Source organism: Actinoplanes ianthinogenes (assembly GCF_018324205.1).
GTDB classification, from domain to species: domain Bacteria; phylum Actinomycetota; class Actinomycetes; order Mycobacteriales; family Micromonosporaceae; genus Actinoplanes; species Actinoplanes ianthinogenes.
On sequence record NZ_AP023356.1, the window covers coordinates 4,147,691 to 4,162,001 of the forward strand.

16 protein-coding genes are annotated in these 14,311 nt (G+C 69.0%); all 16 read right to left on the reverse strand.

What is annotated here, in order from left to right:
• Positions 1-34: 34 nt before the first annotated feature.
• The gene (locus Aiant_RS18625) at positions 35-265 is read right to left on the reverse strand and encodes a hypothetical protein (RefSeq protein ID WP_189328292.1); all 231 of its coding nucleotides are present in this window, start codon (positions 263-265) and stop codon (positions 35-37) included.
• Positions 262-1,593: a hypothetical protein gene (locus Aiant_RS18630; RefSeq protein WP_229829797.1), complete on the reverse strand. Its 1,332-nt coding sequence runs from the start codon at positions 1,591-1,593 to the stop codon at positions 262-264. The genes Aiant_RS18625 and Aiant_RS18630 overlap by 4 nt, the downstream gene beginning before the upstream one ends.
• 187 nt (positions 1,594-1,780) lie before the next feature.
• On the reverse strand, positions 1,781-3,823 hold the full coding sequence (locus tag Aiant_RS18635; RefSeq protein ID WP_189328290.1) for a flagellar biosynthesis protein FlhA: 2,043 nt from the start codon (positions 3,821-3,823) through the stop codon (positions 1,781-1,783).
• A 146-nt stretch (positions 3,824-3,969) separates the two neighbouring features.
• On the reverse strand, positions 3,970-5,061 hold the full coding sequence (locus tag Aiant_RS18640; protein ID WP_189328289.1) for an EscU/YscU/HrcU family type III secretion system export apparatus switch protein: 1,092 nt from the start codon (positions 5,059-5,061) through the stop codon (positions 3,970-3,972).
• 11 nt (positions 5,062-5,072) lie between these two features.
• Positions 5,073-5,837: a flagellar biosynthetic protein FliR gene (locus tag Aiant_RS18645; protein WP_189328288.1), complete on the reverse strand. Its 765-nt coding sequence runs from the start codon at positions 5,835-5,837 to the stop codon at positions 5,073-5,075.
• Positions 5,834-6,766 carry a flagellar type III secretion system pore protein FliP gene (fliP, locus tag Aiant_RS18650; protein WP_229829796.1) on the reverse strand — a complete coding sequence of 311 codons (933 nt, stop codon included), beginning with the start codon at positions 6,764-6,766 and terminating at the stop codon, positions 5,834-5,836. The genes Aiant_RS18645 and fliP overlap by 4 nt, the downstream gene beginning before the upstream one ends.
• Before the next feature lie 4 nt (positions 6,767-6,770).
• Positions 6,771-7,214 (reverse strand): FliO/MopB family protein, encoded by a 444-nt coding sequence (locus Aiant_RS18655; RefSeq protein WP_189328287.1) that lies wholly within the window; start codon positions 7,212-7,214, stop codon positions 6,771-6,773.
• Positions 7,215-7,225: 11 nt separating this feature from the next.
• Positions 7,226-7,990 carry a flagellar motor switch protein FliN gene (gene fliN / locus Aiant_RS18660; RefSeq protein WP_189328286.1) on the reverse strand — a complete coding sequence of 255 codons (765 nt, stop codon included), beginning with the start codon at positions 7,988-7,990 and terminating at the stop codon, positions 7,226-7,228.
• Positions 7,987-8,937 (reverse strand): flagellar motor switch protein FliM, encoded by a 951-nt coding sequence (locus Aiant_RS18665; RefSeq protein ID WP_189328285.1) that lies wholly within the window; start codon positions 8,935-8,937, stop codon positions 7,987-7,989. Before Aiant_RS18665 ends, fliN begins: the two co-directional genes overlap by 4 nt.
• Before the next feature lie 111 nt (positions 8,938-9,048).
• Positions 9,049-9,504 carry a flagellar basal body-associated FliL family protein gene (locus Aiant_RS18670; protein ID WP_189328284.1) on the reverse strand — a complete coding sequence of 152 codons (456 nt, stop codon included), beginning with the start codon at positions 9,502-9,504 and terminating at the stop codon, positions 9,049-9,051.
• A 16-nt stretch (positions 9,505-9,520) separates the two neighbouring features.
• Positions 9,521-10,588: a flagellar motor protein MotB gene (locus Aiant_RS18675; RefSeq protein ID WP_189328283.1), complete on the reverse strand. Its 1,068-nt coding sequence runs from the start codon at positions 10,586-10,588 to the stop codon at positions 9,521-9,523.
• Positions 10,589-10,593: 5 nt separating this feature from the next.
• Entirely contained in the window at positions 10,594-11,385 is a 792-nt protein-coding gene (locus Aiant_RS18680) for a flagellar motor protein (RefSeq protein WP_185038043.1), read from the reverse strand.
• Position 11,386: 1 nt separating this feature from the next.
• Complete coding sequence (locus Aiant_RS18685; protein ID WP_229829795.1) at positions 11,387-11,638, reverse strand: flagellar FlbD family protein; 252 nt, start codon at positions 11,636-11,638, stop codon at positions 11,387-11,389.
• 231 nt (positions 11,639-11,869) lie between these two features.
• Positions 11,870-13,195: a flagellar hook protein FlgE gene (locus tag Aiant_RS18690; RefSeq protein WP_189328282.1), complete on the reverse strand. Its 1,326-nt coding sequence runs from the start codon at positions 13,193-13,195 to the stop codon at positions 11,870-11,872.
• Between the two features lie 39 nt (positions 13,196-13,234).
• On the reverse strand, positions 13,235-13,681 hold the full coding sequence (locus Aiant_RS18695) for a flagellar hook assembly protein FlgD (RefSeq protein ID WP_189328281.1): 447 nt from the start codon (positions 13,679-13,681) through the stop codon (positions 13,235-13,237).
• Positions 13,682-13,822: 141 nt separating this feature from the next.
• Positions 13,823-14,311 (reverse strand): hypothetical protein, encoded by a 489-nt coding sequence (locus Aiant_RS18700; RefSeq protein ID WP_189328280.1) that lies wholly within the window; start codon positions 14,309-14,311, stop codon positions 13,823-13,825.

Below are 14,311 nucleotides of genomic sequence, written 5' to 3' on the forward strand. Positions count from 1 at the left end.
CTGGCAACTCTTCCCCAAGGGCCAGTGCGGCCGGTCAGTCCGGGTGGTTCACCGGGCGCGCCTCGACGGGCGTGGCCGGGGTCTCCTCGGTGACGCCGTATCCGGAGGTGACGAACCGGAACGCGGCGAGCAGCACCGCGGCGATCGGCACCGCGATCAGGAACCGGACCAGGACCTGGGTGATCTCGAGCTGGTCGAACAGCAGCCGGTACCACGCCGGCAGACTGATCAGCAGCGCGAACACCAGCACCGACGGTCGGATCATCGGCGGGCCGCGCGGGTGGCCCGGCGGGGCGACGCGGCGGCCGGCATCACCTCGGCGGCGATCCGGGCACAGAGCATCGCGGCCCAGGCGTGCGGCGTCGCCGGTTTGCCGTCCAGCGAGAAGATCGGCACGTCCAGCCCGAGCACCGACGCCGGGTCCGCGGTGAGCTCGACGCTGTGCACCACGAGCGCCTCCACCTCACCGAGATTGCGCAGGTGGCGAGCGGTGTCGGCGGTCTTGCGGGTGGCGTCGACGACGGCCCAGAGCGCGGTGGCGCCGAGCGCGTCGCACATGTCGTTCACCCAGAACTCATCGGTCCCGCCGACCGGCGCGTCGATCACCACGATCCACGGGTGGTCCGAGGTCTGCAACTTCTCGGCCCGGGACTCGGCGGCGTCCCGGCTGGAGATCAGCCGCGACGAGTGCAGCCCGGTGCCGGCCGTGGACGGCGCCGCGAGCAGCAGGTGGGTCTGGTCCACGTGGACCTGTTCCAGCAGCTGCTTGGCGATCGGCACGGTCGTGTGCACCTCACCGGCGATCACCAGGATCTCGCCGGGGCCGTCCGGGATGCCGGGCGCGGCCGGGCGGGAGGCGAGCACGCTGAGCACCCCGGCGTACGTGTCGCCGCCGGTGATCTGCCGCGCCATCTCCTCGGGCATGCCGACCGTCATCAGGTTGGTCTGCACCGGGTCGAGGTCGGTGGCGGCGGCGCGGGCCCGGACCGGTTTCGCCTTCGGCGCGGGTGGCGCCGGGGCGGCGGCCGGGGCCGGCTCGTCGTCCTCGGACAGGCCGTAGACCTCGGCCGCGGAGCGGATCGGGGCCGGTGGCGGCTGCTGCTGGAAGGCGGCCCGGGGTGGCGCCGCGCTCGGCTCGGCCGGGCGGATCGGCGCCGGCGGCGGCCCGGCGGCGGCCGGGGAGACCGGTGCGGGCCGTTCCGGGCGGGTGGGCCGGCTGGGCAGCGCGGCCGGCAGGCTGGGCCGGGCGCCGCCGTTGACCGGGGACTCGGTCGCGGTGGCCGGGGTGAACGGGCGTACCCCGGCGGTGTCCGGGTCGGCCGGCTGCCGTACCCGGTGGCCGGAGCGGTGTGCTTCGCCCAGGTGGCTGGCCACGTCCAGGCCGGCCATCAGCTCGGCGAACGCGGCGCCGGTGTCCCCGATGCCGGCGTCGCGGACCTCCGGCCGGGCCGGTGTGCCCAGTTTCGGGATCCCCGGCCGCCCGGGCGGCGGGGCCGGTGGCCCGTCGCCGGTGAACCGGTCCCGGGACTCGGCCTGCTCCAGCAGCCGTTCCAGCGGGTTTGCGCCGTTCTCGGCGACGGTCTGTTGCGCCATTTTCTCACTGTCCTCGTGTGCGTCAGGTACATCCAGAACGTCCGGAACCTCTACGGAGACTTCGTAGTGCTGCTTCGCGAAGAAGCCTCCGATGCCACCGCTTCGTACCTTGTCGGCGGAGATGATCCGGACGCGCGAGCCGTACTCGTCACGTACCTGTTCCAATAACGGCTCGATGGCAGGTCCCTCAAGCAGCACCCGCGTAGGCACCGTTCACCACCCCTATCGTCTCGATCTGTGCGGTGGAACCAGAGATCTCGCTGTACGACAGCACCTGCACCCGGCGAGAACCGGCGCGCAGCAGTCGCATCAGCGGCAACCGCAGCTGTGGCGAGCAGGCCAGGACCGGGTTGAGGCCCTGCTGCTCGGCGGCCTCGGCGAGCCGGCTGGCCTCGCTGACGATCGCCTCGGCACGCATGCCGTCGATCGCCATGAAGGCGCCGGTCTCACTGGGCCGGAGTGACTCGAGCAGGCTCTGCTCGAGCATCGGGTCTAGCGTGATCACGGTGAGCCGGCCGCCGGTCGCGTACTGGGCGGCGATGGCCGGGCCCAGCGCGCTCCGGGCGGCCTCGACCAGGCCGTCGTGATCCATCGAGAGTTTGGCCCGCAGCGACAGCGCCTCGAAGATCCGGACCAGGTCGCGGATCGGTACGCCCTCGTCGAGCATCGCCTGGAGCACCTTCTGGATCTGGCCGAGGCTGAGCAGCCCCGGGGTCAGCTCCTCGACCACCACCGGGTGGGTCCGCTTGACCATGTCGGCGAGCGCCCGGACGTCCTCGCGGCCGAGCAGCCGGCTGGCGTTGTTGCGGACCACCTCGGCGAGGTGGGTGATGATCACCGAGGCCCGGTCGACGACCGTCGCGCCGGAGAGCTCGGCCTGGTAGTGCAGCTCGGCCGGCACCCACTTGCCGGCCAGGCCGAAGACCGGTTCGACGCCGGCCCGGCCGGGCAGCGCCTGGAGTCCCTCGCCGATCGCCAGCACCGTGCCGGGCGGCGCCTGCCCGGCGCCCGCGTCGACGCCGGAGATCCGGATGGCGTACGACGACAGCGGCAGGTCCAGGTCGTCCCGGGTCCGCACCGGCGGCATGATCACCCCGAGCTCCAGAGCCATCTTGCGGCGCAGCGCCCGCACCCGGTCGAGCAGGTCGCCACTGCTGGCGTCGACCAGGTCGACCAGGTCCGGCGCGAGGGCGAGTTCGAGCGGGTCGATCCGCATCTCGCCGAGCAGCGACTCGGGCGAGTCGGCGGCCGGCATCTCGACCGCCTCGGCGACCGGCGCGGTCTCCTCCGGGATCGGCTCCTTGACCCGCTGCGCGATCACCAGCACCGTCACCCCGACCAGCAGGAACGGGATCTTGGGCAGGCCCGGGATGACGCAGAGGGCCAGGGCCGCGGCGCCGCCGATGCGCAGCGCCAGCTTGTTCTGGCTGAGCTGGGCGGTGACGCTCTGGCCCATGTCGCCGGAGGTGGCCGAGCGGGTCACGATCAGACCGGTGGACACCGAGAGCAGCAGCGCCGGCACCTGGGAGACCAGGCCGTCGCCGATGCTCAGCATGCTGAACTGATTCATCGCGTCGGCCGGCGCCAGGCCGTGCTGGAGGACGCCGACCGCGAAGCCGCCGATCAGGTTGATCAGGGTGATGATGATGGCCGCGATGGCGTCGCCCTTGACGAACTTGGAGCCACCGTCCATCGCGCCGTAGAACTCGGCCTCGGCGGCCACCTCGGCCCGGCGCTTCTTCGCGCCGTCCTCGTCGATCAGGCCGGCGTTCAGGTCGGCGTCGATCGCCATCTGCTTGCCGGGCATCGCGTCGAGGGTGAACCGGGCGCCGACCTCGGCGACCCGCTCGGCGCCCTTGGTCACCACGATCAGCTGGACGATCACCAGGATCGCGAAGATCACCAGGCCGATCACCAGGTTGCCACCGACGACGAAGCTGCCGAACGCGTGGATCACCTTGCCGGCGTCGCCGTCGCGCAGCACCAGCCGGGTCGCGCTGATGTTCAGCGCCAGCCGGAACAGCGTCATCACCAGCAGCAGCGCCGGGAAGACCGCGAAGTCGAGCGGCCGCTGCACGAACATGCTGGTCAGCAGGACCAGGAGGGCAACCGTGATGTTGAGCGCGATCAGCAGGTCCAGCAGGAAGGTCGGCAACGGGACGACCATCATGATGATGATGCCGATGACCCCGACGGGTACGGCGAGCTTGCTGAGGCTCAGGTTCTTCACGACACCTTCCCGGCATGGGCAGTCCGACGGCCATCCGGTCCCGGTCACCGCCGTTACGACGTGTCACTGGGACCCCTGTGGCACCGCCACGCCCCGATCTTCCCCGGTAACTGGAAGCTACGTGAGGAAATCTCCTGAAATTTCGGTTACGTCATTGCCGGGGTGGGGTTCGGGTTGCGGTGCAGCCCGGCCGCCGAGCCCTTCGCCTTGAGGCTCATCACGAACGCCAGCACCCGCGCCACCGCCGCGAAGAACTCCGCCGGGATCTCCTGGCCGACCTCACAGCCGGAGTTGAGGGCCCGGGCCAGAGCCACGTCCTGCACCATCGGCACCCGGTTCTCGGTGGCCAGCTCCCGGATCTTGGCAGCCAGCGGCCCCTTGCCCTTGGCCACCACCCGCGGCGCGCCCTTCTCCGGCTCGTAGCGCAACGCCACCGCGACGTGCACCGGGTTGACCACGATGACGTCGGCGGTCGGCACGTCGGCCATCTGCCGGTTGCGCGCCATGGCCATCTGCCGGGCCCGGATCTGCGCCTTGATCAGCGGGTCACCCTCGGCGTTCTTGTTCTCCTGCTTGACCTCTTCCTTGGTCATCCGCAGTTGCTTCTGGGTACGCCGCCGCACCACGAAGTAGTCCGCCGCCGCCATCGCGATACCGGCCACCGCCGCCGCCCGGATCAGCGACAGCGCCGCGTCCGTGACGATCCCCAGCAGCGCGGTCAGCGGCAGCCGGCCCGCGCTCATCAGCTGCGGCACGATGTCCTTCATCGTCATCCACAGCACCGCGCCCAGCACCGCGGTCTTGAACAGCGCCTTGGTGGCCTCCCAGAGCGCGTGCGGGCCGAGCATCCGCTTCAGCCCGGGCCACGGGTTGAGCCGGTTGAACTTCGGCATGAACAGCTTGGTCGCCACCCGGATGCCGCCCTGGGCGCCGGCCGCGGCGATGCCCACCGCCATCATGGTCAGCGCCAGCGGCAGCACCGTCCAGGCCGCGCTGAGCAGGCCGTCCTTGAGCATCGCCAGGGCCTTGCCGGGGTCCGGGTCGGCGATGGTCTCCGGCACCTTGGCGATCATTTCCTCGGCGTGCTCCATCGCCTTGCTCAGGGTGCGCGGCAGCATCACGCTCGCGGCGAGCATGCCGAACCAGGCGCCGAGGTCCGGCGTACGCCCGATCTGACCCTCTTGTTTGGCCTTCTTGAGCCGTTGCGCTGTCGGTTGTTCGGTCTTCTCGCCGGACATCTACACCCCCTTCAGCCGCCGGCTAGCCGGACCACCGCCGTCACGGCCCGCTCGACCAGCGAGTGCAACGCACCCGGCAGCATCGAGATGGCCAGCCCGGACAGGGTCACCACCAAAAAGATCTTGATGGGGAAGCCGAGCTGGAACGCGTTCAGCGCGGGCGCCACCCGGTTGAGCAGGCCGAGCGCCACGTCGGCGAGGAACAGCACGCAGATCAGCGGCCCGGCGATCTGGAGGGCGGCCAGGAACATCTCGCCGACGCCGCTGACCAGCAGCCGGCTGAACGTCTCGAAGGAGAACGTGGTGTTCAGCGGCAGGGTGCGGAAGCTCTGCAGGAAGCCGCGCAGGATCAGCTGGTGCCCGTCACCGGCGAACAGCAGGGTGACCGCGACCAGGTTGTAGAACCGGCCGAAGATCGAGCTCTGGCTCATCCCCAGCGGGTCGTACGCGGTGGCCAGCGTGAACCCCCCGAACAGGTCGAGCAGGTCGCCGGCGGCCTGGAGGGCGGCGAACAGCAGCGCCGTGACGAACCCGAGCCCGACCCCGACGAAGATCTGCAGGGCCACGCTGGCGACCAGCGCGGACGTCTCCAGCGACGGCAGGGTGCCCCGCAGGTACGGCGCCATCGGCAGCGCCAGACCCACCGAGAGCAGGGCCTTCACCGGCGCGGGGATGAGCCGGGAGTTGAACGGCGGGCAGACCGCCATCCACGCGCCGGTCCGGCAGGCGCCCAGCATGATCGCCAGCAGCTCGGCGATCGGCACGTCGTAGTTCATGTCCGGTACGAGCCGACCAGCGCCGTGATGATCAGCCCCCAGCCGTTGACCAGCACGAACAGCAGGAGCTTGAACGGCAGCGCGACGGTCACCGGTGGCAGCATCATCATGCCCAGCGACATCAGCGAGGCGGAGACCACCAGGTCGATGATCAGGAACGGGATGAAGATGACGAACCCGATGATGAACGCGGCCCGCAGCTCGGAGAGCACGAACGCGGGCACCAGCGTGGTCAGCGGCACCGCGTCCCGGTTCGCCGGCTTCTCCGCGCCGGACACCTTGATCAGCAAGGCCAGCTCGTCCTCGCGGGTGGTCTTCCACATGAACTCGCGCAGCGGCTTGATGCCGTCGTTGAAGGCCTGCGACTGGGTCTTGTCGCCCTTCAGGTAGGGCTGCACGCCGACGTCGTTCATCTGCGAGACGGTCGGGCCCATGATGAAAAGGCTCAGGAACAGGGCCAGGCCGGCGATCACCTGGTTGGGCGGCAGGGTGGTCAGGCCCATCGCGTTGCGGGTGATCCCGAGGACCATGAAGACCTTGGTGAAACACGTGCACAGCAGCAGCAGCGCGGGCGCCACCGAGAGCAGCGTCAGCCCGAGGACGATCACCAGGCTGGAGGCCGGGCGGCTGCCGTCGGGGTTCGTACCGTTGATGTTGAGGTTGATGCTCGGCGGCGACGTCCGCGGTGCCTGCGGCACCTGCTTGCGGACCGGCCGGTTCGCCGCCGGGTGGGCGGGCGCCTGCGGTGCCTTCTGGGGTACGCCCACCTGCGCCGCCGCCTGAGCCTGCGGTCTGTCCGGTGCCGCCGAGACCGGAGTGGGCAGGACGAGCGCCAGCCCGGCGCCCGCGATGATCAGCAGGAGCGCGCGTCGCAGAGCCATCAGGCCGTCCGCCGCCGTCGGGCGGTGCCGCTCGATGCAGTCGGTCATGGCGCTATTTCCTCGTCGTTCGCTCGCGCAGGAATTCGAGGGTCGAGCTCCAGGTCTTCGGCGACAGGATCGAGCCGTGCTGCACCGGTTCGGTGGGCGCGGCGGGGTGCCGCCCCGGCAGGGTCGTCGTGGTCCCGTCCGCGTCGATCAGCTCGGTCGGCTCCAGCACCAGGTGATCCCGGTGCTCCGGCGGCGGCGTCTGGAACATCGCGAGCTCGGCCTCACCCAGGAAACTGATCTGCTGATCGGTGACTCCCAGCACCAGCGCCCGGTCGGCGACCCGGACCACGGTCACCGCCGCACCCCGGCTGAGCTGCTGCCGGTTGAGCACCGCCAACTGGCCGTGACTGCTCTTGCCGAACGGGCGCCGCAGCGCCCGGGCCAGTCCCCACATCATGAACAGCACGATGAACAGGGAGAAGCCGACCTGGAGGAGGAGCCGCAACAAGGTCGTGACTCCTATTCGGCGCCCGGCGAGACGATCTCGGTGATCCGGATGCCGAAGTTCTCGTCGACCACGACCACCTCGCCGCGGGCGATCAGCCGGCCGTTGACCAGCAGGTCGGCCGGGCTGCCGGCGGCCCGGTCCAGCTCGACGATCGCGCCGGGGGTGAGCGAGAGCAGCTCCCGCACGCTCATCCGGGTCCGGCCGAGCTCGGCGGAGACCTCCATCTCCACGTCGTGCAGCATGTCCAGCCCACCGCGCCGGCCCACCGCGGCCGGGGTCCGCTGGGCCACCCCGCCGCCGGCCGCCGCGGCCGCCAGCGGATCCTCCTCGCCGGGCCAGGTGCTCAGCGACAGCGCGAGCACCGCCCGGACGTCCTCGTCGTCGCGCAGCGGGATGGCGACCGAGCCCGCCTTGGCGGCCAGCGCGCTGATCGCCACCTCCGGCTCCATCACCTGCCCGGGGTCGAGGACCACCGGGCCGAAGACCCGGGAGGCCGCCTCCAGCGCGGGCCGGACCGCCGCGGTCAGGTCGAGTTCGCCGAGCGGGCTCTCCTTGAGCGCGTCGGCGAGGTCCTGGCCGACCACCACGACGACCTCGCCGCTGGCCGCGCCGCTGAAGCGCGCGGTGACCGCCTGACCCTCGATCACCGTCCCGGCGTCGGGGACGACCGGATCACCGGCGACCAGGGCGCGGCTGGTGGGCAGCACGGCCAGCGCGGCGTCGGCGGCGTTGCGCGCGAGGATGAGCTGTGGCGCGGTGATGGTGGGGGCGGTCATGAGCGGCCAGACTCCTTGGACTCGTTCTCGGTGGGGGACGGCACGACGAGACAGGCGAGCCGCGCACCCTGATTACCGGGAACGGCATGCGCGAAGACGATGTCGTTCACGGTCACCTCAAGCGGCCGGCTGGTCGGATGCCCGAGCGGCACGACGTCACCCGGACGTAGATCCACGATGTCATCGGTACGCATCCGGATGGGCTGGAATCGCACTGCTACGTCGATCGGAGCTGCGGAAAGTCCGGCCGTGAGGTTGCGCAGCGCCCGGTCCTTGGCCTGCTGCTCGGCCGCGCTGAGCACCACCGCCTCGGTCCGGGAGAGCACCGGGAGGATGGTGTTGAACGGCAGGCAGATCGTCGCGATGCACTCCTCCGCGCCGATCTTGGTCTCGAACGAGGCCACCACGATCGCATCGCCGGGCGCGTGCGCGCGCAGGAACTGCGCGTTGTACTCGATCTCCTTGAGGTGCGGCTGGATGTCGACCAGGCTCTCGAAGCCGTAGCGCAGCTCGCCCAGCATCCGCTCGAGCAGGCCCCGCAGCAGCGGCATCTCCACCTCGGTCAGCGGCCGCTCCGGCTGGGAGCCGCCGGGGCCGCCGAGCATGTGGTCGATCGCCGTCATCACCGCGGACTGGGCGATCTCGATCAGGACCGTGCCGGGCAGCGGATCGAGGGTGACCACCCCGATGATCGTCGGGTTGGCCAGCGACGCCACGTACTCGTCGTAGTTCAGCTGCTCGATGGAGATCAGGGAGACGTTGCTGACCGCGCGGAGCCGGGTGGTGAGCAGGGTGCCGCAACTGCGCGCGTACGTCTCGAACGCGATCTGGAGGGTGCGGACGTGCTCCCGGGAGAGCTTGATGGGGCGGCGGAAGTCGTACGCCGTCGGCCCTCCACCCTGGCCACGGCGGGAGATCTTGCCCGGGGTGCGTGCGGTGGTGGTCACGTCGTCCTGATCGGCGGACTTCGCGAACCGCTGAGCCCCGGGCCCGCTTTATGCCCTTATTACACAGATGGGCGGGTCTCCCGGAGGAGACCCGCCCTGCCGTCGCCGGCCTTACTGCGTGACGAACGAGGTGTAGTAGATGTCCATGACCATCTTCTTCTTGTCCTCGGTGTAAGCCTTGATCAGCTTCGCCACCAGCTCTTCCTTGATCTTGGTGCGGCCCTCCTCGGTGGAGAGCTCGGCGACCGTCTTTCCGGTGTACTCGTCGATCGCCAGCTCGTAGGCCTCGCTCAGGTCGACCGCCTCGGTGCCGGCGTCCTCGGTCTGCTGGAGGGCGAAACCGAGCTTCAGGTAGTGCCCGTCCGCCAGGTTCACCGTGATGGTGTTCTCGGCCGCGGTGACCACGCCCTTGACCGGCGCCTTCGCCTCGGCCTTGTCGCCCTTGAGCATGAAGAACGCCCCGGCGCCGCCACCGCCCAGCACGACCAGTGCCAGAGCGATGACGATCATCATCATCTTGTTCGACTTCTTCGGCGCTTCGGCGGCCGTGTCCTTCTCGTCTGCCATCAGAACTCCCCCCTGGTCAGTTACGGGTGTCAGCCGTGATCAACGTGCTGTGGTCGGTCTTGCCGGTCGTGCTCGTGCCGGTCGTGCTGGTACCCGAGGCGTTCTCCGCCTCGATCTTCTTCTGCAAGGCCTTGGCCTCGGCCGTGGTCTGGCCGTTGTGCAACTTCGCGTCGCTGCCGGCCGCGTCCGGCAGCAGGGCTGCCTGGTCGGCGGTGAGCATGGTCAGCACGACCACGTCCACCCGGCGGTTCATGGTGATCGAGCGCGGGTCCTTCGGGTCGATCAGCGGCTTGGTGTCGGAGAAGCCGACCGCGCTCAGCCGCTTCTTCGGGATCCCGTGCCCGGTGAAGTACCGGACCGTGGTGGAGGCGCGCGCCGCGGAGAGCTCCCACCCGCTCGGGTAGTACTTGGTCTTCGCCTTGAGCTGGTTGGTGTTGCCGTCCACCTCGACGTTGTTCGGCAGCTTCGCCAGCGTCGGGGCGATCGCGCCGAGGATCTTCTCGCCGGTCGGGCGCAGGTCCGCCCGGTCGCCGGCGAAGACGACCTCGTTGGTCACCACGGTGATCACCAGACCGCGCTGGTCGATCGTGAACTTCACGTTGTTCAGCAGCTTGGCGGCGGCGAGCGCGTCCGAGATCTTGTTCTCGATCGCCTTCATGTTCTCCGCCTCCTTCACTGCCTTGTCGGCATTCGCCGAGGCCCTCTTACGGTCTTCGGCCTTCACGGCCCGCTCGACCGCTTCCTTCTGCCTCTGGTTCAGACCCTCGGTGCCGGAGCTCCCGTCACCGGGGTTGGCACCCGGGTCGATCTGCACGATCTGGGCCGCGTTCGAGGAGCCGTCCAGCGGGGCGTAGTTCCCCGTGAACGCCGCGCTCTTCGAACCGAAACTCGCCGACAGGCCCTGTGCGAGCTGGGCGAACTTCTTCTGGTTGATGTCACTCATCGAGAACAGGACAACGAAGAGGACGAAGAGCAGGGTGAGCATGTCGGCGTACGACACGAGCCAGCGCTCGTGGTTGACGTGCTCCTCGTGCTCCTCATGGCCCTTCTTCTTGCGCTTGGCGCCCCCGCCACCAGAGCTCATGGAGATCAGGCCGCCTTCTTCGAGGAGGCCGCAGCCTCAGCCTTCTTCATCTCGTCCGGCGGGAGCAGGCTCCGCAGCTTCTGGGCGACCAGACGCGGGTTGGAGCCGGCCTGGATCGCCAGGACACCGTCGATCACGAGCTCCATCTCCTCGGCCTCGACCGCGGAGAGCCGGGTCAGGCGGGCCGCCATCGGGAGCCAGATGATGTTCGCGCTGAGCACGCCCCACAGGGTGGCGACGAACGCGGCGGAGATCGAGTGGCCCAGGGTCTCGGGCTTGTCGAGGTTCTCCAGCACGTGCACCAGGCCCATGACCGTGCCGATGATGCCGATCGTCGGCGCGTAACCGCCCATGTTCTCGAAGAACTTCTTGGCCGCGTTGTCGGCCTTCTTCTTGGCGGCCACCTCGGCGTGCAGGATGTCGTGCAGCTCGTCCGGGTCGGTGCCGTCGATCGCCAGCTGAAGACCCCGCTTGAGGAACGGGTGCTCGACCGTCTTGACCGCGTCCTCGAGGGCCAGCAGACCCTCACGGCGGGCCCGCTCGGCCAGCTTCACGACGTTGTCGAGCAGCTGGGTCGGCGGCGTCACCTTGGCGGTGAAGGCCTTCTTCAGCACGCCGACGAACCCGGTCGCGTCCTTGAGCACACCGCCGGCCATGGCGGCGGCGAACGCCCCACCGAAGACCAGCAGCATCGACGGGATCAGCAGGATGGAGGCGGGCGAGCCGCCCTCCAGGATCTGGACGGTGAAGACGATCACCAGTCCGGCGACCACTCCGACGATGGTTGAGATGTCCATGTCAGCGTTCCTTCCGGTGCAGCGGGAGCACCTTGGCGTCGAGCTCGTCGTCAGACGAGGCAGGGGCGGCAGCCACGGGCTCGGGCTCCATGCGACTTGCTTGCGCGATCAGCGAGGCGCGGTAGTGACGCACCGAGTCGATGAATTCGGGCACGGACTCGGCGATGACGTACTTGGTGCCGTCCACCAGGGTGACGACCGTGTCAGGCGTGCAGTCCACACGCTCGACCAGGTCCGGGTTCAGCGCGAACACGGCACCGTTGATGCGAGTTACGAGGATCAAGACTGTTCCGTCCTTGGGTCGTCCTTGGCTGGTGAGGACCGTCCGTGGCCCTTCGCCTGTTACTTCGGCCCGACCTCGGTTGCCGATGAGATCGAGCCGGTCGCTATCCGGGTGCGAGCCTCGGCGTTCCGGGGCCGCGCACAGAACGGCCGGGGCAGGCGGAGTGCCTGCCCCGGCCGTTCAGCCGAGAGACTGGTGCTACTAGCGCTTCATGCTGACGAGCTCCTGGAGCAGCTCGTCGGAGGTGGTGATGATGCGGGAGTTGGCCTGGAAGCCGCGCTGGGCGATGACCAGGTTGGTGAACTCCTGGGCGAGGTCGACGTTCGACATCTCCAGGGCGCCACTGATCACCTGACCCATGCCGGCGCTGCCGGGCTGCCCGACCTGGGCGTACCCGGAGTTGACCGTGCTGCGGTACAGCGAGTTGCCGACCTTCTCCAGGCCGTTGACGTTCTTGAAGGTCGCCATCGCGACCTGGCCGAGCACCTGCTTCAAGCCGTTGCTGTAGACACCGATGATCTGGCCGGTGTCGGAGACGGTGTACGACAGCGAGGTGAGCGCGCCGGCGGTCTGCCCGTCGGTGTCGAACACCCGGGCGTCGGACAGCCCGGAGTACGACGTCACGTCGCCGATGTCGATCTTGTAGAGGGGCTTGCTCGGGTCGGTCGGGTCGGTGCCCATGTCGATCGAGTTCTTGAGCGTGGTGCCGTCCGCCTCGTACGCCTTGCCGTTCGTGAACGTCAGCGAGGGGACCGAGCCGATCGTCGGCGAGGCGGGGTCGCTCGGGTCGACGCCCTCGGCGTACAGGTCGACGCGCCAGTCGGAGCTGTTCGCGGCGTTGTCGTTGGCGGTCCGGGTGAACTTGGCGGTGACCGTGTGGGTGCCACCCTGCGCGTCGAAGACCTTGACCGGAATCGTGGTCACGTAACCCGGGTTGCCCACCGGGGTGCCCTCGACGCCGTAGTTCTTCGGGTTGTTCACGTCCGGGATGTTGTCCGAGCTCAGGTTGCCCTTGAGCGTGACCTTGGAGGTCGCCTGGGGCGGGATGGTGGCGCCGAGCGGCATCCGGATGTCGTCCGGCTTGCCGGCCGCGTTGACCATGCCGTCGGTCGCCGTCCAGCCCTGCACCGGCTCGCCGGTGGTGGTGGTCAGCACGCCGTTGGCGTCGAAGAAGAAGGAACCGGCCCGGGTGTAGAGCTGCTCACCGCCGCTGCGGGTGATGAAGAAGCCGTCACCCTGGATCATCATGTCGCCGGACTTGCCGGTGGTCTCGGCCGAGCCCTGGCTGAAGTTCGAGGTGATGCCGGCGACCCGGACACCGAGGCCGACCTGCGCCGGGTTGGTGCCGGCCTGGCCGTTCTGCGGCGCGCCGGCCGCGCCGACCATCTGGCTGAGGGTGTCCTCGAACTGGATCACCGAGGACTTGTAACCCACGGTGTTGACGTTCGCGATGTTGTTGCCGGTGACGTCCATCATCTGCTGATGCGCGTGCAGGCCGCTGATGCCGGAGTAGAGAGAACGCAGCATTGAGGTATTCCTTCGCGATAAGGAGGAGGAATTACGGAATTAGGCGGTCTGCTGAATCTCCGTGACCTTGGACAGCTCTACATCCGTGTTCCCGACCTTGAGCGTCGGTTCGCTGTCTCCGTTGAGCTTCGCCGCGGACACCACTCCGGTCTGATATTGACCGTTGGGGTCCATGTACGTGACGGTCTTGCCGACCAGCGCGCTGGCGTTCACCATCCGCTGGCCCTTCATCATGCTGATCATGTCTTCCAGCTTCTCGACCTGCGTGAACTGCGCGGTCTGCGCCAGGAACTGGGTCGAATCCGCGGGATTCGACGGGTCCTGGTACTTCAGCTGGGCGACCAGCAGCTTGAGGAACGTGTCCTTGTCGCCGAGGTCCTTGCTCTTGGCCGCCTGCTTGGCGAGCTCGGACTTCGCCGCGGCGGCTGCCGCGGCGGCTTCCGAGCCGGAAGCACCGGCGCCGATTCCCGAGGTCCCCGAGGTCATCGAGTTTCTCCCTGTCCCTTGGCAAGCTCAACCTAAGCTTCGGCCCGGGCACAGGATTGCTTAGCCACAAATTTGCGGGCCCGCCGATCCCGGCGGGCCCGCAATGAACAATCTTCGATTTTTCGCGCTCAAATCCGGCCCTCAGGGTGCCAGCGAGAGGCTGAGCTTGCCCTTGCCGTACCGGTTGACCTCGACCATCAGGTCGAGCCGGCGGCCGAGCGCGAGCAGCACGGCCCGGGCGTCGCCCGGCAGCTCCATCCCCGGGTAGATCACTTGGTAGAGCTTGACGTGCGGCGAGCCCTCCTTGTTGAGCAGGCTGGTGAAGATGTTGCACAGCTCGAAGACGTTCTCCGCCAGGTTCGGGAAGAGCTGCTTCTCGTCGATGCTGTCCTCCGCCGCGCCGGCCGGCAGCAGACCGAGCGCGGCGCCGGCGTTGGCCGCCAGGCTCAGCTGCATGCCCATGACCGCGTAGATCTTCTGGCCGGCGTCGGTGAAGATCGCGACCGTGGCGGTCTTGATCTCATCCGCGCTGAGCGGGTCGCCGGGGCTGACCGTGACCTCGCGCCCGAGAAGGTCCTCGAACAGGTTGCGTACGGCTAGAGAGCCGGGAAGAACCGAGACGTCTGACAT